This window comes from Pseudomonas sp. KH_046_2, assembly GCF_057838985.1.
This window is the reverse complement of sequence record NZ_CM174480.1, coordinates 3,312,343-3,330,730: the sequence shown is the minus strand read 5'-3', so window position 1 is coordinate 3,330,730 and position 18,388 is coordinate 3,312,343. Positions and strand designations below refer to the sequence as shown.

At 61.8% G+C, this 18,388-nt stretch carries 19 protein-coding genes; 6 read left to right on the top strand and 13 right to left on the bottom strand.

Annotated elements, in window-relative coordinates:
- Positions 1-57: 57 nt before the first annotated feature.
- The 4 genes from AC3IX1_RS14990 to AC3IX1_RS14975 all read right to left on the bottom strand — a co-directional run bounded on the left by AC3IX1_RS14990 (position 58) and on the right by AC3IX1_RS14975 (position 5,294).
- Positions 58-189: a hypothetical protein gene (locus AC3IX1_RS14990; protein ID WP_489384746.1), complete on the bottom strand. Its 132-nt coding sequence runs from the start codon at positions 187-189 to the stop codon at positions 58-60.
- A complete protein-coding gene (locus tag AC3IX1_RS14985; protein WP_489384745.1) occupies positions 189-830 on the bottom strand; it encodes a DUF1345 domain-containing protein in 642 nt (213 codons plus the stop codon). The genes AC3IX1_RS14990 and AC3IX1_RS14985 overlap by 1 nt, the downstream gene beginning before the upstream one ends.
- A gap of 192 nt (positions 831-1,022) precedes the next feature.
- Positions 1,023-4,121, bottom strand: a complete 3,099-nt coding sequence (locus AC3IX1_RS14980) for a multidrug efflux RND transporter permease subunit (protein ID WP_489384744.1) — start codon at positions 4,119-4,121, stop codon at positions 1,023-1,025.
- Positions 4,122-4,136: 15 nt separating this feature from the next.
- Positions 4,137-5,294, bottom strand: coding sequence for an efflux RND transporter periplasmic adaptor subunit (locus AC3IX1_RS14975; protein ID WP_489384743.1), 1,158 nt, complete (start codon positions 5,292-5,294; stop codon positions 4,137-4,139).
- 294 nt (positions 5,295-5,588) lie between these two features.
- On the opposite strand from AC3IX1_RS14975, the gene AC3IX1_RS14970 reads away from it, so the two are divergent.
- On the top strand, positions 5,589-6,290 hold the full coding sequence (locus AC3IX1_RS14970) for a response regulator (RefSeq protein WP_007985461.1): 702 nt from the start codon (positions 5,589-5,591) through the stop codon (positions 6,288-6,290).
- A 4-nt stretch (positions 6,291-6,294) separates the two neighbouring features.
- Complete coding sequence (locus AC3IX1_RS14965; protein WP_489384742.1) at positions 6,295-7,596, top strand: ATP-binding protein; 1,302 nt, start codon at positions 6,295-6,297, stop codon at positions 7,594-7,596.
- Positions 7,597-7,643: 47 nt separating this feature from the next.
- Here AC3IX1_RS14965 and AC3IX1_RS14960 read toward each other — a convergent pair whose 3' ends face one another.
- The 6 genes from AC3IX1_RS14960 to AC3IX1_RS14935 all read right to left on the bottom strand — a co-directional run bounded on the left by AC3IX1_RS14960 (position 7,644) and on the right by AC3IX1_RS14935 (position 11,617).
- Entirely contained in the window at positions 7,644-8,405 is a 762-nt protein-coding gene (locus tag AC3IX1_RS14960) for an anti-sigma factor family protein (protein WP_489384741.1), read from the bottom strand.
- Positions 8,405-8,887, bottom strand: coding sequence for an RNA polymerase sigma factor (locus tag AC3IX1_RS14955; RefSeq protein ID WP_489388749.1), 483 nt, complete (start codon positions 8,885-8,887; stop codon positions 8,405-8,407). The genes AC3IX1_RS14960 and AC3IX1_RS14955 overlap by 1 nt, the downstream gene beginning before the upstream one ends.
- 66 nt (positions 8,888-8,953) lie before the next feature.
- Entirely contained in the window at positions 8,954-9,496 is a 543-nt protein-coding gene (locus AC3IX1_RS14950; protein ID WP_489384740.1) for a tetratricopeptide repeat protein, read from the bottom strand.
- Between the two features lie 201 nt (positions 9,497-9,697).
- Positions 9,698-10,651 carry a D-2-hydroxyacid dehydrogenase family protein gene (locus AC3IX1_RS14945; protein ID WP_489384739.1) on the bottom strand — a complete coding sequence of 318 codons (954 nt, stop codon included), beginning with the start codon at positions 10,649-10,651 and terminating at the stop codon, positions 9,698-9,700.
- An 85-nt stretch (positions 10,652-10,736) separates the two neighbouring features.
- Positions 10,737-11,171 (bottom strand): YqaA family protein, encoded by a 435-nt coding sequence (locus tag AC3IX1_RS14940; RefSeq protein WP_489384738.1) that lies wholly within the window; start codon positions 11,169-11,171, stop codon positions 10,737-10,739.
- Positions 11,171-11,617, bottom strand: a complete 447-nt coding sequence (locus tag AC3IX1_RS14935) for a DUF411 domain-containing protein (protein ID WP_489384737.1) — start codon at positions 11,615-11,617, stop codon at positions 11,171-11,173. The genes AC3IX1_RS14940 and AC3IX1_RS14935 overlap by 1 nt, the downstream gene beginning before the upstream one ends.
- 275 nt (positions 11,618-11,892) lie before the next feature.
- Here AC3IX1_RS14935 and AC3IX1_RS14930 point away from each other — a divergent pair, with 275 nt between their 5' ends.
- Positions 11,893-12,081 carry a hypothetical protein gene (locus AC3IX1_RS14930; protein ID WP_489384736.1) on the top strand — a complete coding sequence of 63 codons (189 nt, stop codon included), beginning with the start codon at positions 11,893-11,895 and terminating at the stop codon, positions 12,079-12,081.
- Between the two features lie 8 nt (positions 12,082-12,089).
- Here the strand turns inward: AC3IX1_RS14930 and AC3IX1_RS14925 are convergent, their stop codons facing one another.
- The gene (locus AC3IX1_RS14925; protein WP_489384735.1) at positions 12,090-12,461 is read right to left on the bottom strand and encodes a fe2+ zn2+ uptake regulation protein; all 372 of its coding nucleotides are present in this window, start codon (positions 12,459-12,461) and stop codon (positions 12,090-12,092) included.
- Between the two features lie 249 nt (positions 12,462-12,710).
- On the opposite strand from AC3IX1_RS14925, the gene pvdQ reads away from it, so the two are divergent.
- Entirely contained in the window at positions 12,711-15,059 is a 2,349-nt protein-coding gene (pvdQ, locus tag AC3IX1_RS14920) for a bifunctional acylase PvdQ (RefSeq protein ID WP_489384734.1), read from the top strand.
- 55 nt (positions 15,060-15,114) lie between these two features.
- Here pvdQ and AC3IX1_RS14915 read toward each other — a convergent pair whose 3' ends face one another.
- Positions 15,115-16,116, bottom strand: coding sequence for a FecR family protein (locus AC3IX1_RS14915; RefSeq protein ID WP_489384733.1), 1,002 nt, complete (start codon positions 16,114-16,116; stop codon positions 15,115-15,117).
- Positions 16,117-16,453: 337 nt separating this feature from the next.
- Between AC3IX1_RS14915 and AC3IX1_RS14910 the strand changes: the two genes are divergently transcribed.
- Complete coding sequence (locus AC3IX1_RS14910; RefSeq protein WP_489384732.1) at positions 16,454-17,494, top strand: Ldh family oxidoreductase; 1,041 nt, start codon at positions 16,454-16,456, stop codon at positions 17,492-17,494.
- A 150-nt stretch (positions 17,495-17,644) separates the two neighbouring features.
- On the opposite strand, the gene AC3IX1_RS14905 is transcribed toward AC3IX1_RS14910, so the two are convergent.
- Complete coding sequence (locus tag AC3IX1_RS14905) at positions 17,645-17,962, bottom strand: ElaB/YgaM/YqjD family protein (RefSeq protein ID WP_489384731.1); 318 nt, start codon at positions 17,960-17,962, stop codon at positions 17,645-17,647.
- 164 nt (positions 17,963-18,126) lie between these two features.
- On the opposite strand from AC3IX1_RS14905, the gene AC3IX1_RS14900 reads away from it, so the two are divergent.
- On the top strand, positions 18,127-18,381 hold the full coding sequence (locus AC3IX1_RS14900) for a hypothetical protein (protein WP_057400121.1): 255 nt from the start codon (positions 18,127-18,129) through the stop codon (positions 18,379-18,381).
- Positions 18,382-18,388: the final 7 nt, after the last annotated feature.

Sequence of the window (18,388 nt, the reverse complement as noted above, 5' to 3'; positions counted from 1 at the left end):
CATTTCGCCGTCAAGCCCCGGATGCTTGATTGTCGAACAATGAACGACAAGTGGCGCTCAGGCCAACACGCTCAACCACGCGGAACCCAGCAACAGCAGGCCCATCAGGCCGTAGGCGCGTACGAACCAACGGCCCAGATGGCTCTGATCGGCAAAATCGAGCGACATCTGGAACGTTTGCGCACTCATCAGCCGAACAGACCGGCCGCGATGTTGATCGAAAACCCGAGAATGGCAGTGTTGAACACAAAACCGATCAACGACTGCGCCAGCACGATCTTGCGCATGCCCCGCGTGGCCACGCCGACATCCGAGGTTTGCACCGCCACGCCGATGGTGAACGAGAAGTACAGGAAGTCCCAGTAGTTGGGTGTCGTCAGACCTTCGGCAAAACGCAGCGCCGGCTCCTTGCCGTCCCAGAGGTAATACAGCCGGGCGTAATGCAGGCTGAAGATGACCCCGATCAGCAGCCATGAACCGATGACGGTCAGCGCGGTGAAGCCGTAATGCAAAAGCTTGCGCGTGGTTTCCAGGTCTTTGCTGCCGGCCAGTTCGAAGGCGATGGTCGCCAGGCTGGCCAGTGCCGCAATGCACACCAGCGCCAGCACCAGCCCGGCGTTTTCGTCTTCGATTTCGGCGATGCGTTTCACGTCAGGCGCTTTCGAACGCACGGTGAGCCAGAGCATCAGAAGCAGGTAGATCCAGACGCCGGCATTCCAGCCGATGAGGATCTTGCTGATGGGCGAATCGGCCGGAACCAGAATGCCCACCGCGATGCCCAACAGGATGGCGGCGGACAAGCGAGGGTGGGTGCGGGGGAGGAAGATCATGGAGGCTCGATGGGTTGGGGCTGTGCCAACACCTTAGCCCAGGGTTGTACGTTGTGACCAGAATCCCAATACCAACGAGATTCCTGTGGGAGCGGGCTTGCCCGCAATGGCGAACTGTCAGTCAACATTGTTGTTGGATGTGACGGCCTCATCGCGGGCAAGCCCGCTCCCACAGGGTTTTTGTGGTGTTGGTCAGCGCGATTTATGTCGCTTGCGCACCAGCTTCATCACCACCACAAAAAACACCGGCACGAACACCACGGCCAACGTCGCCGTGATCATCCCGCCGATCACCCCGGTGCCGATGGCCTGTTGGCTCGCCGAACTGGCGCCGGTCGCGATCGCCAACGGCACCACACCAAGGATGAACGCCAGGGAGGTCATGACAATCGGCCGCAACCGCAGGCGTGCCGCTTGCAGGGTGGCGTCGATCAGGTCGTGGCCTTCGTCGTACAGGCTCTTGGCGAACTCGATGATCAGGATCGCGTTCTTCGCCGACAGGCCGATGATGGTGATCAGCCCGACCTTGAAGAACACGTCGTTGGGCATCCCGCGCAAGGTCACCGCCAGCACCGCGCCGAGCACGCCCAGCGGCACCACCAGCAGCACCGAGGTCGGGATCGACCAGCTCTCGTACAACGCCGCCAGGCACAGGAACACGATCAACAGCGACAGCCCCAGCAGGATCGGCGCCTGGCTGCCGGACAAACGTTCCTGCAACGACAACCCGGTCCATTCCTGGCCCAGGCCTGCCGGACCTTGCGCCACCAGCCGCTCGATCTCGGCCATGGCCTCGCCGGTGCTGTGGCCCGGGGTCGGTTCACCGGAAATGCTGATCGCCGGATAGCCGTTGTAGCGGGTCAACTGCGCCGGGCCCTGGGTCCACTTGGCTTGTACAAAGGCCGACAACGGCACCATTTTTTCGTGGGTGTTGCGCACGTGGATCTTCAGCAGGTCTTCCACCTGGCTGCGCTGGTCGCCCTCGGCCTGCACCACCACGCGCTGCATCCGCCCCTGATTGGGGAAGTCGTTGATGTAGGCCGAGCCCACGGCCGTGGACAGCACGTTGCCGACGTCGGCAAAGGACACCCCCAGCGCGTTGGCCTGCTTGCGGTCGACCACCAGTTGCACCTGCGGTGCCTCGGCCAGGGCGCTTTCGCGCACGTTCATCAGGATCGGGCTTTTTTCCGCCGCAGCGAGTAACTCGGTGCGGGCTTCCATCAATTTCTCATGGCCGAGACCACCGCGATCCTGCAGGCGGAACTCGAATCCGCTGGACGTACCCAGGCCATCCACGGGCGGCGGCAGTACGGCAAAGGTCACCGCGTCCTTGATCTGGCTGAGGGCGACGTTGGCCCGGTCGGCAATCGAGCTGGCCGAATCGTCGCTACCGCGCTCGGACCAGTCTTTGAGCGTGCTGAACGCCAGCGCCGCATTCTGCCCGCTGCCGGAGAAGCTGAACCCGAGAATCACCACGCTGTCGCGAATGCCCGGCTCGCCGGCGTTGTGCGCTTCAACCTGCTCGGCCACCTGCACCGTGCGATTCTTGCTCGCACCCGGCGGCAACTGGATGTCGGTGATGGTGTAGCCCTGGTCTTCCACCGGCAGGAACGAGGAGGGCAAGCGACTGAAGGCCAGGCCCAGACCGATCAGCAGCACGCCGTAGATCAGCAGGTAGCGCCCGGTGCGTTTCAACGCGTAGGCGACCCAGCCCTGATAATGCTCGGTCAGTTGCTCGAAGCGGCGGTTGAACCAGCCGAAGAACCCGGACTTTTTATGGTGCTCGCCTTTGGCAATCGGCTTGAGCAATGTCGCGCACAGGGCCGGGGTCAAGGTCAGGGCGAGGAAGGCCGAAAACAGGATCGAGGTGGCCATCGACAGCGAGAACTGCTGGTAGATCACCCCGACCGAGCCCTGCATGAACGCCATCGGAATGAACACCGCGACCAGCACCAGGGTGATGCCGATGATGGCCCCGGTGATCTGCTGCATGGCCTTGCGCGTAGCGTCCTTGGGCGACAAGCCCTCGGTGGCCATGATCCGTTCGACGTTCTCCACCACCACGATGGCGTCGTCCACCAGAATGCCGATGGCCAGCACCATGCCGAACATGGTCAGCACGTTGATCGAAAACCCGAGTGCCAGCATCGTCGCAAACGTACCCATCAACGCCACCGGCACCACCAGCGTCGGAATCAGCGTGTAGCGGATGTTTTGCAGGAACAGGAACATCACCGCGAACACCAGCAACATGGCCTCGCCGAGGGTGTAGACCACCTTGGTGATCGAGACCTTGACGAAAGGCGAAGTGTCGTACGGAATCGAGTACTCGACGTTCGCCGGGAAGTAGCGCTTGAGTTCGTCCATCTTCGCCCGCACCAGGGTCGCGGTGTTCAGCGCGTTGGCGCCGGGCGACAGCTGCACGGCGACGGCGGTGGACGGCTTGCCGTTCAGGCGCGTGGAAAACTGGTATTCCTGGCTGCCGATCTCGACCCGCGCCACATCGCTGATGCGCACGGTCGAGCCGTCCGGGTTGGCCTTGAGGACGATGTCGGCAAACTCTTCGGGGGTCGACAACTGACCCTTGACCAGAATGGTCGCGGTGATTTCCTGGGTGGTGCGGGTCGGCAGGTCGCCGATGCTGCCGGCCGACACCTGGGCGTTTTGCGCGACGATAGCGGTGTTGACGTCCGCCGGCGTCAGGTTGAAGGCGAGCAGCTTCTGCGGGTCGATCCAGATCCGCATCGCCCGTTCGGCGCCGTACAGCTGCGCCTTGCCGACGCCGTCCAGACGCTTGACCTCGTTCATCACGTTGCGCGCCAGGTAGTCGCTGAGCGCCACGTCGTCGAGCTTGCCGTCGCTAGAGGTCAGGGTGATCAGCAGCAGGAAACCGGAGGAGACTTTCTCCACCTGCAAACCTTGCTGGATGACCGCTTGCGGCAGCCGTGACTCCACGGCTTTCAGGCGGTTCTGTACATCCACCTGAGCCAGTTCCGGGTTGGTGCCGGGCTGGAAAGTGGCCTTGATGGTCGCGCTACCCAGGCTGCTCTGGGATTCGAAATACAACAGGTGATCGGCGCCGTTGAGCTCTTCCTCGATCAGGCTGACCACGCTCTCGTCCACGGTTTGTGCCGAAGCGCCCGGGTACACGGCGTAGATTTCGATTTGTGGCGGCGCAACATCCGGGTATTGCGCCACCGGCAGTTGCGGAATGGCCAGAGCACCGGCGAGCAGGATGAACAGGGCAACCACCCAGGCGAACACCGGGCGGTCGATAAAGAACTGCGGCATAAAAAAGCGTCCTGCTTACTGACCAGTCACCTGGGCGAGTGGAAGAGGGGTGTCGTCGATCTGCACTTTCTCGCCGGGGCGGGCGTGCTGCAGGCCCTCGATGACGATGCGGTCGCCTGCCTTCAGGCCGCCGGTGACGATCCAGCGATCGTTCTGCACGGCGCCCAGTTCGACCGGTTGCTGGCCGACCCGCTGTTCGGCGTCGAGCAGCAGCACCTGGGCGATGCCGGCGCTGTCGCGCTGGATGGCCCGTTGCGGCACGCTGATGCCCTGCTGGTTGACCGCTTGTTCCAGGCGTACGCGCACGAAACTGCCGGGCAGCAAGTCGAGGTCGGGGTTGGGGAACTCGCTGCGCAGGATGATCTGGCCGGTGCCCGGGTCGACGGTGATGTCGCTGAACAGCATTTTGCCCGGCAGCGGGTAGAGGCTGCCGTCATCCTGAATCAGCGTGGCCTTGGCCTGGTCCTGGCCGACCTGCTGCAACTGGCCGGAACGGAAGGCGCGGCGCAGTTCGTTGAGTTCGCGGGTGGACTGGGTCAGGTCGGCATGAATCGGGTTCAGTTGCTGAATCAGCGCCAGCGGCGTGGTTTCGTTCTGCCCGACCAGCGCGCCTTCGGTGACCAGTGCGCGACCGATACGCCCGGAAATCGGCGCGGTGACGGTGGCGTAACTGAGGTTCAACCGGGCGCGCTCCACCGCAGCCTTGTTGCCGGCGACGTCGGCGGCGGCCTGCAGTGCGTTGGCCCGGGCGTTGTCGTAGTCCTGGCCGCTGATGGCCTTGTCGTCGATCAACCGGGCGTAGCGTTGCTCCTGCAGTCTGGCCTGGAACGCGTTGGCTTCGGCCTTGCGCAACGCCGCTTCGGCGCTGTCCAGGTCAGCCTTGAACGGCGCCGGGTCGATGCGGAACAACACATCGCCCTGTTTCACGTCACTGCCTTCACGGAAGGTGCGCTGCAAGACCACGCCAGCCACGCGGGCACGCACTTCGGCCATGCGCGGTGCGGCAATCCGCCCGCTCAGTTCGCTGCTGATGGTCAGTGGCCGCGCTTCGATGGTTTCGACGCGAACCGTGGCCAGCGGCGCCTGTTCCTCGGTATTCGAGGACTTGTCACACGCGCCCAGTGTCAACGCCAGTGCAATCAGGCTGAGCCTGGCAAGCAGATTCTTCGACATGTAATACCCCAATAAAGACCCCCAGCATCCTACTGGGCGACGGCGAGGGTAGCGGTGAAGCTTTGTTGGTGCTGTGTGAAATTGTGTAAGGGTTTTACTCAGGTGTGCGTGAGGGCGTATATCCTTCAGTCCTTGATTTCTATTGCGCCTGACAGATCGCTTTCGCGGGCAAGCCCGCTCCCACAGTGGCCGGTGGTGTTCATATCATTTGTGTTCACCACAAATCCCTGTGGGAGCGGGCTTGCCCGCGAAGAGGCCGGATCAGACGCCAAAGCACTTTCTGGAAACACCCCCATGCCCAACATCCTCCTGGTCGAAGACGACACCGCCCTCGCCGAACTGATTGCCAGCTACCTGGAACGCAACGGTTACTCCGTCAGCGTGATCGGTCGCGGTGACCATGTGCGCGAACGTGCGCGGCTCAATCCGCCGGACCTGGTGATCCTCGACCTGATGCTGCCCGGCCTCGACGGCCTGCAAGTCTGTCGCCTGCTGCGTGCCGATTCGGCGACCTTGCCGATCCTGATGCTCACCGCCCGCGACGACAGCCACGACCAGGTCCTGGGCCTGGAAATGGGGGCCGATGACTACGTCACCAAACCCTGCGAGCCACGGGTGCTGCTGGCCCGGGTGCGGACCTTGTTGCGTCGTAGCAGCCTCAGCGAGCCGCAGACCGCCAACGACCGCATTCTGATGGGCAACCTGTGCATCGATTTGTCCGAGCGCACCGTGACCTGGCGCGAGCAGTTGGTGGAACTGTCCAGCGGCGAGTACAACCTGCTGGTGGTGCTGGCCCGGCATGCCGGCGAAGTGCTGAGCCGCGACCAGATCCTGCAACGCCTGCGCGGCATCGAATTCAACGGCACCGACCGTTCGGTGGACGTGGCGATTTCCAAGCTGCGACGCAAGTTCGACGACCACGCCGGCGAGGCGCGCAAGATCAAGACCGTGTGGGGCAAGGGCTACCTGTTCAGTCGATCCGAGTGGGAATGCTGAGCCGATGTTCAGAATCCTCTTTCGTTTGTACCTGGTGACCATCGTCTCGTTCAGCGCCGCGATTTACCTGGTGCCGGATCTGGTGGTCAAGGTGTTCCAGGAGCGTTTTGTCACCTACAACCTCGATTACTCGCGAGGGCTGCAAACACTGATCGTCAAACAGTTCCACGGGGTCCCGGCCGAACAGTGGCCGACCTTGGCCGCTGAAATGGACAAGGACTTTTCTCCTCTGCATATCGTGCTCAGCAGCAATGACGACAGCAGCCTGACACCTGACGAGCAGCAGCGCTTGCAGCGCGGCGAGAACGTCGTGCGCGTGGGCGACTGGGGCTGGCGCACGTTGGCGGTTGCGCCGCTGAATCAGCGCACCGTGGTGCAAATGGTCGTGCCACCGGACCCGCTGGACGTCAACCTGTTGTACTGGAGCATCAACGTGCTGATCGGCGCGACCATGCTCGCGTGCCTGTTGTTGTGGCTGCGCCCGCACTGGCGTGATCTGGAGCGCCTCAAGGGCGCCGCCGAACGCTTTGGCAAGGGCCACTTGGGCGAGCGCACGCAAATCTCCCCGAGCTCCAACATTGGTAGCCTGGCCACAGTCTTCGACACCATGGCAGGCGACATCGAAAACCTGCTCAACCAGCAGCGCGATTTGCTCAACGCGGTGTCCCACGAGTTGCGCACGCCCCTGACGCGCCTGGACTTCGGCCTGGCGCTGGCCTTGTCTGACGACTTGCCGGCGGCCAGCCGCGAGCGCCTGCAAAGCCTGGTGGCGCACATTCGTGAACTTGATGAGCTGGTGCTGGAGTTACTGTCCTACAGTCGCTTGCAAAACCCCGCGCGACTACCGGAGCAGGTCGAGGTGTCACTGGATGAGTTCATCGACAGCATTCTCGGCAGCGTCGACGAAGAGCTGGAGTCCCCGGAGATCGTCATCGACGTGCTGCTCCACGGCCAGTTCGAGCGCTTCAGCCTCGACCCGCGCCTGACAGCCCGCGCCTTGCAGAACCTGCTGCGCAACGCCATGCGCTACTGCGAGAAGCGTATTCAGATCGGGGTACAGGTGTCTGCCGACGGCTGTGAAATCTGGGTCGACGATGACGGCATCGGCATTCCGGATGACGAGCGTGAGCGCATCTTCGAACCCTTCTACCGCCTCGACCGCAGCCGCGACCGCGCCACGGGAGGTTTCGGACTGGGACTGGCGATCAGCCGCCGGGCGCTGGAGGCCCAGGGCGGCACGCTGACGGTGGAAGCCTCGCCGCTGGGTGGAGCGCGGTTTCGCTTGTGGTTGCCGGCGTCGGCCTGACGCGCTTGGCAGGCGCTGGCGCAGCGCCTGCGTTGAACCGAGGTTTCTCAGGTACTGAGGCGACTGCGCAACGTCTTCGCCATCTCCTCCAGATCCGCCATCGGCTGATGCCCGATCAGCATCCAGGCGTGTTCCATGTCAGCCCAATACACGATATTCAGCTCGCGCCGTTGTTCCCGGGCGAAATGGCGGCTGCCGCTGTTGGAGCGGGTGACGCACAGCGCCATGGGGCCGTGCACCGGATCGAGGTAGGTGATCTGGGCGATGGGCGCACCGTCGTACTCGAGGATTTGCGCGCGCTTGAACTCTGCACGGGGCAGGCTCAGTTTTGCCGGCGCGAGGTTGAGGCCCAGGCGCGCATCGATGGTGCGCAGTTGTGCCCGTTGGGCGGCTTCATCGCCGGGCAAGTGATCCAGGGTTTCCGGTACGTAGAGCGCCATGTAATCGGCCACCAGGCCGCGCCAGTTATGTGTCTGCTGGCTCGCTTGCCAGTTGAGGAACAAACGGTCCGCCAGCACGCCGCCGGCCAGCAGCCCGGCCGCGGCGGCCAGGAACCAGCGTCGACTGAGCCCGGGGCGGGCGGCTGAGGGCAGTGTGGCGAGCATGGCTTGCAGGCGATCCACCGGCGCCTGTCGGGCCAGTTCATCGTAGGCGTCCTTGAACGGCAGGCTACTGCGATCCAGCCATTGCAGGCGCAGGCCGAGCATCGGGTCGGCGCTGATGGCCGCGTCGATGCGCGCGCGCTGCTCGGTATCGAGTTGGTTGTCGAGGTAAGCCACCAGTTGTTCGTCCGAGGGTATCGTGTTCATCAATGTTCTCCTCGGTTAGGGGTGGGCACCGTGTGCAACGGTGGGTATTCGGCCAGTTTCGCCCTTGCGGTGGCCAGGCGACTCATGACCGTGCCGATGGGCACTTGCAAGACTTCGGCGACTTCGCGGTAGGACAAGCCTTCGACGTAGGCGAGAAACACCGTTTCGCGCTGGGCCTCGGGCAACGCATCGACGCGGCGAATGACCTGTGCCGCCAACACGTGGGTCTGGGCCACGGATTCACCATCGAACGACAAGGCTTGATCGGCGTCTACCTGGCCCTGACCCTGGCGCACCCGCCGGGCACGGACTTCGTTGAGCCAGATCGAATGCAGAATGCTCAGCAGCCAGTGGTCCATGCGCGTTCCCGGCACGTATTGCCCGGCCCGTTCCAGCGCCCGCACGCAGGTGGCCTGCACCAGGTCATCGGCGACATGCCGTTGCCGGGACAGCAGCAGGCCGTAGCGCCATAAACGCGCCAGATGCTGGTTCAGCTCCGTTCGTATTGCCTGATCGCTGGCGATGGCGACCTCCGTCCGCTCGGGTTGTCAGGTTTTCGATGAGCCGTTGATGGCTTCGGCCAGATCCTGGTACTCCTGGCATTGAGTGCTGCCACAGATGGATTCGATCTGCCGCAATTGCTCCTGTGCAAGGTCCAGTCGGCCTTTGACCACATAGGCTTCGCCGAGGTATTCGCGGACCTGCGCGTACTGCGGGTCGAGTTTCACCGATTGCAGGTAATAACCGATGCCTTCGTCGGTACGTCCCAGTTTACGCGTGGCGTAGCCGCGATAGTTCAACGCTTTTGCGGTATTTGGCTGATTCAGCGTGTCGAGCAGGGCCAAGGCCTCTTCATAACGCCCGTCCTTGGCCAGTCGATAGGCATAGTTGGTGCGGTCTTCGTCCGGCACCAGGCTGCTGGTCTGCCTGACGCAACGCTTGGATTTGCTATCGAGCACCTGACCTTTCGGGCAGTTGGGCCTGATGGGCGCGTCGTCGTCCCCGCCACCGCCGTTGGCCAGGGCGAGGGAGCCGGACAACGCAACGGTCAGCAACAGAGGAGGCATCAGAACAGCAAAGCGAATATTCATGGGCGTTGCTCCACAGGTTCATGGTTTCCGGATCAGGTCGCGCCTCGCTAGACGCAGTGCATGGGTGATGTGTTGAGAACACCGCAGCGTGAACAATTATTCGTTGTGGGAGCGAGCCTGCTCGCGAAGCGGAGTGTCATTCAACGTTGATTGCGACTGATACACCGCTATCGCGAGCAGGCTCGCTCCCACATTGGAGTGTCAACCCAGCAAGCGAATCGGTGCACCCGCCGACCAGGCCTGAATATCCTCGATCATTTGCGAGAAGAACAGCTGGTAGTTCTGTTGGCTCACGTACCCGACATGGGGTGTCGCCAGCACATTGGCCAGGGTCCGGAACGGATGGTGGGCGGGCAGCGGCTCTTGCTCGAAGACGTCCAGGGCGGCACCGGCCAGCCGTTGTTTCTGCAACGCCTTGATCAGCGCCGCTTCATCGACAATCGGTCCGCGAGCGGTGTTCACCAGCAATGCCGTGGGTTTCATCCAGCCCAGTGCCTGGGCGTCCACCAGACCGCGACTGCGCTCGCTGAGCACCAGGTGCACCGACAGTACGTCGGCCTGTTCGAACAGTGCCTGTTTGCTGACATGGGTCACACCGACTTGGGCCGCACGTTCGGCGGTGAGGTTTTCACTCCAGGCGATGACGCGCATGCCGAACACCTGACCGAATTGTGCGACACGCTGGCCGATGCTGCCCAGACCGAGGATGGCCAGTGTCTTGCCATGCAGGTCGCAACCCAGGCCTTGTTGCCATTGCCCGGTACGCAGGGCATTGGCTTCGACCACCAGGTTGCGGGTCGCGGCCATGATCAGCGCCCAGGTCAGCTCCGGCGCGGCGTGTTTGTAGCTGTCGGTACCGCTGACCGAAATGCCCAGCGCGGCGGCGGCTTGCAGGTCCAGGGCCGCATTGCGCATGCCGCCGGTCACCAGCAGCTTGAGTTTCGGCAGCCGGCGCAGCAGGTCTTCATCGAAACGAGTGCGCTCGCGCATCACGCAGATCACCTCGAACCCGGCAAGGCGCTCGGCCAGTGTCTGGTTGTCGGCGGGGTAGTCATGGAGAAAACTCACTTGGCCGACGCCATCCAGCGCCGACCAGTCCACCACATCCCGCGCCACATCCTGCCAATCATCAAGCACTGCAATCTGCACTGGCATCAGCCTTTCCTCTTCAACGCAAGCAGGGTCGGAACCTTCAGGTTGTGGAAATCGTAGTACACAGGCAACCGCCGCCCTTGATGGTTCAACCCATCCAGCCCAAAGTCGCCATGACCAGCACGCCGTAGCGGGCGCCTTTGGCCAGGGTGACGATCAGCAGGAAGCGCCCCAGGGGCTCGCGCATGACTCCGGCGACCAGCGTCAGTGGATCGCCGATCACCGGCAGCCAACTGAGCAGCAAGGACCAATGGCCGTAGCGTTGGTAATGAAGCCGGGCTTTTTCCAGGTGTCGGGGGCTCACCGGAAACCAGCGTCGATCGCGGAACCGCTCGATCCCGCGCCCCAGCCACCAGTTAAGCAGCGAGCCCAGAACGTTACCGAACGTTGCCACCGCCAGCAGTGCCCAGAGCCAATAGCGATCGCTGATCAACAGGCCCACCAGCACGGCTTCGGATTGCAACGGCAGCAGCGTGGCGGCACCGAATGCCGCGAAAAACAGCCCAAGGTACGCGCCGGACATCAATGGGCGGGATAGTCCGCAACCACCACGTCAGTGCCGTCCTTTTTCAGACCGATGACCTGATAGGCATCGCTCATGCCGTCCATTTCCATGCCGGGCGAACCCATGGGCATGCCGGGCGCAGCGACGCCCAACAGATCGTCGCGCTTGCTCAGGGCCAGGACCTGGTCAGCCGGGACATGACCTTCAACGAATTTGCCATTGATCAAGGCGGTATGGCACGAGGCCAGGCGCGGAGGCACGCCGTGCTGTTGCTTGAACTCGCTCATGTTGGCCTCGACATGGTCTTCGACCTTGAAGCCGTTGGCTTCCAGGTGGGTGATCCATTTTTTGCAGCAACCACAATTGGCGTCGCGATGAACCTCGATCGGAATGAGGTCGGCGGCCTGGGCCAGGGAGGAAAGAAACAGGGCGCTCAGGGCGATCAGGCGCAGAGGGTTTCGCATGGGATTCGTCTCGGCTAACGGGCAAAAAAACGCATTTTGACCATTTTATCCGGCCAGGCATTCAAGGAGTGTTTCGAATTACTACAAAGATCCGCCATTCGATGATGGTAGGTCAACGCTGTCAGGCAGATGAGGTTATCGCCGCAATGAAGCCAAAACGCTTCATCGGCTGTAACATGAGACCCCGCCTGTAGCCGCTTATCCCCGAAACAGAGTAAGCGCTTGGCATGGGTGTCGATACAAACCGGACACATTTTCAGATTCAGGAACCCGCAATGACTCAGTCGCAACGTTTGAAATACTCGATTCTGATCTCCCTGGTGGTGCTGGGGATCATGTTTGGCCTTTCCTGGTTGCAGAACACCGGCGTCATCAACGAAAAAATGTTCCAGTACATCGCCATTGGCGTGGCGGTGGTCGTGGTGGTCATCAATGGCGTGATGCGCCGCAAGGTCAAGCCCTGATCATTCGATCATCGGTTGCGCAGGATGGCAGCAGCCTGAGGATGCAGGCTGTAGCTCTTGTCGGGATTGAGGACAATCACGCCTTCGCTGCACAAGCGCTTGAGCACTTCACGCACGCTGAGAAAGGACAGGGGAATATCCAGGTCCAGCAATTGGTTGTGCACGCCGCGCACGCCAAGGCTGCGGTCGCTTTCTGCGGCCGTCAGCAGGGCATCGATGACTTTCAGGCGGATCAGGCTGGTTCGAAGGCCAAAGCTTTTGAGCAGGATCCTGATCCGCTCGTTGCCGTGGCGATCGGTACGCCGCTCGAATACGCCGACTCCCATGGAAGTACCCTTTGGCGCGTTGCTACCGTCCGTTGGCAGTTGCGAGTTGTACATTGCAAAACTCCTTTTCAGAGCCTGATCAGGAAAAAATGGGCGCTCTTACAGGGTTAGACGTATGAGCAGCCCGAATCATGAAGACTCGAATGTAGAAAATTTGTCACCATCGCGTGATCAACCTGTCAGACCATGGGTCGTTGCGCAGTAATTCCTTAAATTTTTGTGGTGAGCTTCGTCCCTACAGGGAGGCTCGGCGCGCATGGATATGCGCAGCTGCGGCCATCGTTTTTTCGATCAGGAGCGAGCGTGATTATTTCCAGCCAGTTAACCAGGTTGAACCTGGCCGGTGTGACTCTGGGGTTGAGCCTGGGGCTGAGCCTTGCGGCGAGTGCGAGCGATACGCCTGCGCAAACGAGCGCCGACATCCGCCGAACCGGTTTCGGCGTGCCGAACATCCGTGCCGACAACGAGCGCGGGCTCGGCTACGGCATCGGCTATGCCTACGCCCAGGACAACCTGTGCCTGCTGGCCAACGAGATCACTACGGTCAACGGTGAACGCTCGCGCTACTTCGGGCCGGATCAGTACACCGTCGAAGAGCGTGAGAACCTGGTCAGCGATGTGTTTTTCACCTGGCTGAACACCCCGCAAGCCGTCGCCGGTTTCTGGCAGGCCCAGACCCCGCCAGTACGTGAGTTGGTCGAAGGCTATGTGGCGGGGTACAACCGTTCCTTGAGCGAGCGTCGGACCCAGGGTTTGCCGCCGCAGTGTCAGGGCGAATGGGTGCGCGACATCACCCCCTCGGATCTGGTCAAGCTGACCCGGCGCCTGTTGGTCGAAGGTGGCGTCGGCCAGTTTGCCGAAGCCCTGGCCGGTGCCACGCCACCCCAGGCCATGGCCCAGGCGTCGAGTGCACAGGCAGCGTTCCAGGTGGCCGCCACGCGGATGCAGCGCTTCGCCCTGGACCGGGGCAGCAACGCCGTCGCGGTCGGCAGCGAGCGCTCCTTCAACGGACGCGGCATGTTGCTGGCCAATCCGCACTTTCCGTGGGTGGGCGGCATGCGCTTTTACCAGATGCACCTGACCATTCCCGGCAAGCTGGACGTGATGGGCGCGGCATTGCCCGGCCTGCCGCTGATCAACATCGGTTTCAATCAACATCTGGCCTGGACCCACACCGTGGATTCGTCCCGGCATTTCACGCTGTATCGCCTGCAACTGGACCCCAAGGATTCCACCCGTTACCTGCTCGACGGCCAGTCCTTGCCGATGGACAAGCAGACCGTGACCGTCAATGTCAGGCAGGCGGACGGGCAGGTCCGGGCAATTTCCCATGAGGTCTACAGCTCGAAGTTCGGTCCGGTGGTGCAATGGCCGGGAAAACTGGATTGGGATCATCAGTACGCCTACAGCCTGCGTGACGCCAATCTGGATAACGACCGCGTTCTGCAGCAGTGGTACGCGATGAACCGCGCGGAAAACCTCAAGGATTTCCAGGCATCGGTGCACAGGATCCAGGGCATTCCGTGGGTCAACACGCTGGCGGCAGACGACCAGGGGCAAACGCTGTACATGAATCTCTCGGTGGTGCCCAACGTCAGCGTCGACAAGCTGGCGCAATGCAGCGATCCGCGAGCGGGTTTGCAGATGATCATTCTCGACGGCTCCAACAGCGCCTGTGCCTGGGACATCGACCCGCAGGCGCCACAAGAGGGTATCTATGCAGCGGACAAGTTGCCGCAATTGCTGCGCAAGGACTTTGTCCAGCACTCCAACGACTCGGCATGGATGGCCAACCCGGCGCAACCGCTGACCGGCTATTCGCCGTTGATCAGCCAGGACAGCCAGCCACTGGGGCTGCGTTCACGCTTTGCCCTGGACCGATTGAGCACGCTGGCCCAGGCCGGCAAGGTCGCAGCAGCGGACTTGCAACGCATGGTCATGGACGATCAGGTTTATCAGGCGGATCAAGTGATGCCGGACCTGCTGCAATTTTGCGCGGCGGATCTCGGTGCCGATGCCAAGACCCTCGCGCCACTGTGCGCCAGCCTCAAGGCCTGGGACCGCAATGCCAACCTGGGCAGCGGTCTGGGCTTTGTGCATTTCCAGAATGTCATGGAGGCATTGGAGCCAGTGCCGGACCTATGGCGTGTGGCATTCGATCCGCAGGATCCGCAACATACCCCGCATGGACTCGCAGTCGATCACCCGGCGGTGGCGAAGGCGCTGCGGGCAGCGATGCTGGCTTCGGCTGAGCAGGTCAAGGCGGCAGGCCTCAAGCCGGACAGTCGCTGGGGCGATATCCAGGTGGTCAGCAGCGGCGGACAACAGACGCCTATCCACGGCGGACCGGGTGCGCTGGGGGTCTACAACGCCATCCAGAGTGTGCCGCGCAGCGATGGCAAGCGCGAAGTGGTCAGCGGTACGAGTTACCTGCAAGTGGTGACCTTTGACGAAAACGGACCACAGGCCAAAGGGCTGCTGGCGTTCTCGTTGTCCAGCGACCCTGCCTCGAAGTATTCACGGGACCAGACGCAGGCCTTTTCCAGGAAGCAATGGAGCGTGCTGCCCTTCACCGAGCAACAGATCCTGTCCGATCCGGACTATCAGGTGCAGACGATCCGCCAGCAGGATGCAAAGGTGGTCGCGCAGTAAGGAATGGAGATTTGCATGAACGCTGAAGGCCGCACCCGCAAGGGTGGCGGCCTTTTCAGCTTTTCGGGGATGACTGCGGAATCGCGTTGACCACCAGGTTGCCGTTCTGGTTGCGGGTCAGGTAGACCGGCAGGACCCGCGGCAAGGACTTCACCAGGCCGTTGATCTCCTTGATGTTGTAGATGCCGCCGATGTGGATCGAGCCGGTGCTGTGGTCAGCCACCATCAACGGTTTGTCCAGGTAGCGATTGATCAAGGGCAGCGCATCGCTCAGGGCCAGATCGTCGAGCACCAGTTTGCCCTGGCGCCAGGCCAGCGAGCTGTCATTGTCATAGGTCTGGCTGATGCGGGGGGTGAAGTCGCCGTGGCGATAACTGGCCTGCATCGCCGGGTCAAGGCGCAATCCGTCGCCTTGCAGGTCGGCGTTGCTGCTGACCAGTACCGAACCCTCGATCAGGTTGACCTTGACCTGGTCTTCATACATCCAGACGTTGAATTGGGTGCCGGTCACGCGAATCCGGCCTTCGGCGGCCTTGACCACGAAGGGGTGACGGGTGTCATGGCTGACACTGAAGAAGGCTTCGCCTTTTTCCAGCGTGACTTGCCGCTGATCCTTGTAGTTGCTGTAGGTCAGCTCGCTGCCCAGGTTCAGTTCCACCTGGCTGCCGTCTTTCAAGGTGACCGTTCGAACATTGTCGGTCGCTTCGAAATGCTGGTACGCGTTCGGCACCCAGCCCAAGTGCCAGCCGCCATAACCGGCCATGGGCAGTGCCAGGATACATATCGCCGCGGCAATTCCCAGGCGGCGCCACGGGTTTTCGACTTGGGTACGGACCAGTGGCACGACAGGCGCGGGACGGGGCAGGTCACCGGCGACATCCCAGATCTCCAGCATCGCTTCGTACTCGAAGGCATGGAGCGGATGTGCATCCCGCCATTGCTCGAACGCCTGGCGCTCTTGCTCGGTGCAGTCATTGGCGTGTAAACGCATGCACCAATGCGCAGCGGCATCGGTGATGGCGTCGAATTCGGCTTCCGAGGGTGTGTGGTCGGTCATTGGCCCTTCCTGGTTTCCTGCATTCTAACCTTGGGGGGAGTCTGCGAGAACATCAGTCATGGCATTTAACTATCAATGGGTGGTTTTTTTTAACGCTTCGCCTCTGGAACACCTGCTGTCGGGTAGCAGTAACGGCACCTGTGGATTGAGCATCGAGACTAAAAGCCGGTGCGTTGACGCGGGTGGTAAATAGATAACGCACGGGGCGTGGGCGTTCGTGACACGGATACATCTCATCGGCCCTGAGCGAAAGGTTGACAGGTCGCTCGCCGCACGTTGTTAATCGGCGGGTCTTTGTACGCTGTTGTTCCCTCCAATAATTAGTCTGGAGCTTCAGATGTCTGCGCCACACGATCACGCGTCTACTGCGATCTCGTCACACCTGTCATTCGAAGCGCTGAGCGCTTTGCTCGAGAAGATTTTTCTGCGTCACGGCACCTCGGCCGACGTTGCCCGGGTGCTGGCGCAAAACTGCGCCAGTGCCGAGCGCGACGGCGCGCACAGTCACGGGGTATTCCGGATTCCAGGTTATGTTTCGACGCTGCAAAGCGGCTGGGTCAATGGCCAGGCCGTTCCGGTGGTCGAGGATGTGGCTTCAGGGTTTGTGCGGGTCGATGCCGGCAACGGTTTCGCGCAGCCGGCTCTGGCGGCGGCACGCGAGTTACTGGTGCACAAAGCCCGAAGTGCCGGCATTGCGGTGCTGGCGATCCGTAACTCGCACCATTTCGCGGCCTTGTGGCCGGATGTCGAACCCTTTGCATCCGAGGGCCTTGTGGCATTGAGCGTGGTCAACAGCATGACCTGCGTGGTGCCCCACGGCGCCGACCGGCCGCTGTTCGGCACCAACCCGATCGCCTTTGCTGCCCCGCGAGCCGGTGGCGAGCCGATTGTCTTCGACCTGGCCACCAGTGCCATTGCCCATGGTGATGTGCAAATTGCCGCACGCGAGGGAGAACGCTTGCCGGCAGGGATGGGCGTGGACAGCCTCGGCCAGCCGACCACAGACCCGAAGGCGATTCTTGAGGGCGGTGCGTTACTGCCTTTTGGCGGGCACAAGGGCTCGGCGCTGTCGATGATGGTCGAGTTGCTCGCGGCGGCACTGACCGGCGGCAATTTTTCCTTCGAGTTCGACTGGAAGAACCACCCTGGTGCCAAGACGCCCTGGACTGGCCAGTTGCTTATCGTGATCGATCCGGACAAAGCGGCGGGGCAGAGTTTTGCCGAACGCAGCCAGGAGCTGGTGCGGCAAATGCACGGTGTGGGCTTGAAGCGTTTACCGGGGGATCGGCGTCATCATCAGCGCGCGAAGTCGCAGATCAATGGCATTGAACTGGATGGCCGGACGCTGGCGAACTTGCGGGAGCTGGCGGGGGAGTGATTCGAGGTAATGGCAAATAGCGGGTAATTAACGCAACCCTTGTGGGAGCGGGCTTGCCCGCGAAAGCGGTGTGTCAGCAATGTTGATACCGGCTGACATGACGCCTTCGCGGGCAAGCCCGCTCCCACAGTGTTTAGTGTTTACCGGTACTTATCGTCGGCCCAGCAACAACCCCACCACCAAACCAAACCCGGCGGAAATCGCCACGGTTTGCCATGGATGCCCGCCGATATAGGTTTCAGTGGCCTCGACCGCGGGCAGGGCCCGTTCGCGTACGATGGTCACCGAATCCCTGGCCTGCTGGAGTTTCAGGGCGATTTGTCCACGAAGGGTCTCCGCTTCTTCCCCGACCAGTGAGGCACTGCTTTTCAGCAGTTTTTCCGACTCTTCGATCAGCGACTGAAGTTCGCTGAAGACTTGATCCTTGATTTGATCTTCGGCGGCTTGCAGGGCGGTTTTGCGGGCCATTGAAGTACTCCTTGCAGGTAAGTGGACAGTGAACAATGGAGTCAGTCGCTGTCGGAAAAGTTGCAGCTGTTTTGACCGGAGAGGCCATCTTGCTGAAAAACCGGCGCAGGACATTTCGCCCTACAGTGTAAGATGTCGCCAATTTTACGCAGCAGGAAATTCCCATGAGCTTCAATCTGGCCGACAAACCCCTCGCCGAGCGCGCGGCGCTTGAAGACGAAAAATCCCGTCTGTTCGAACTCTGGCAAAACAACCTGGGCAAAGCCAAGGGCGAGGCCGCGCGGTTGTTCGGCGAACGGGCCAAGCGCAAAGGCAAATGGGCGGAATGGGTGCGCGCCGAGCTGGACGGCATGTCGCCACCGGAGTTCGCCAACATGGTGCGCAGTGAAGTCAACCGCCTGATGGCGGCCAACAAGTAACATCGGC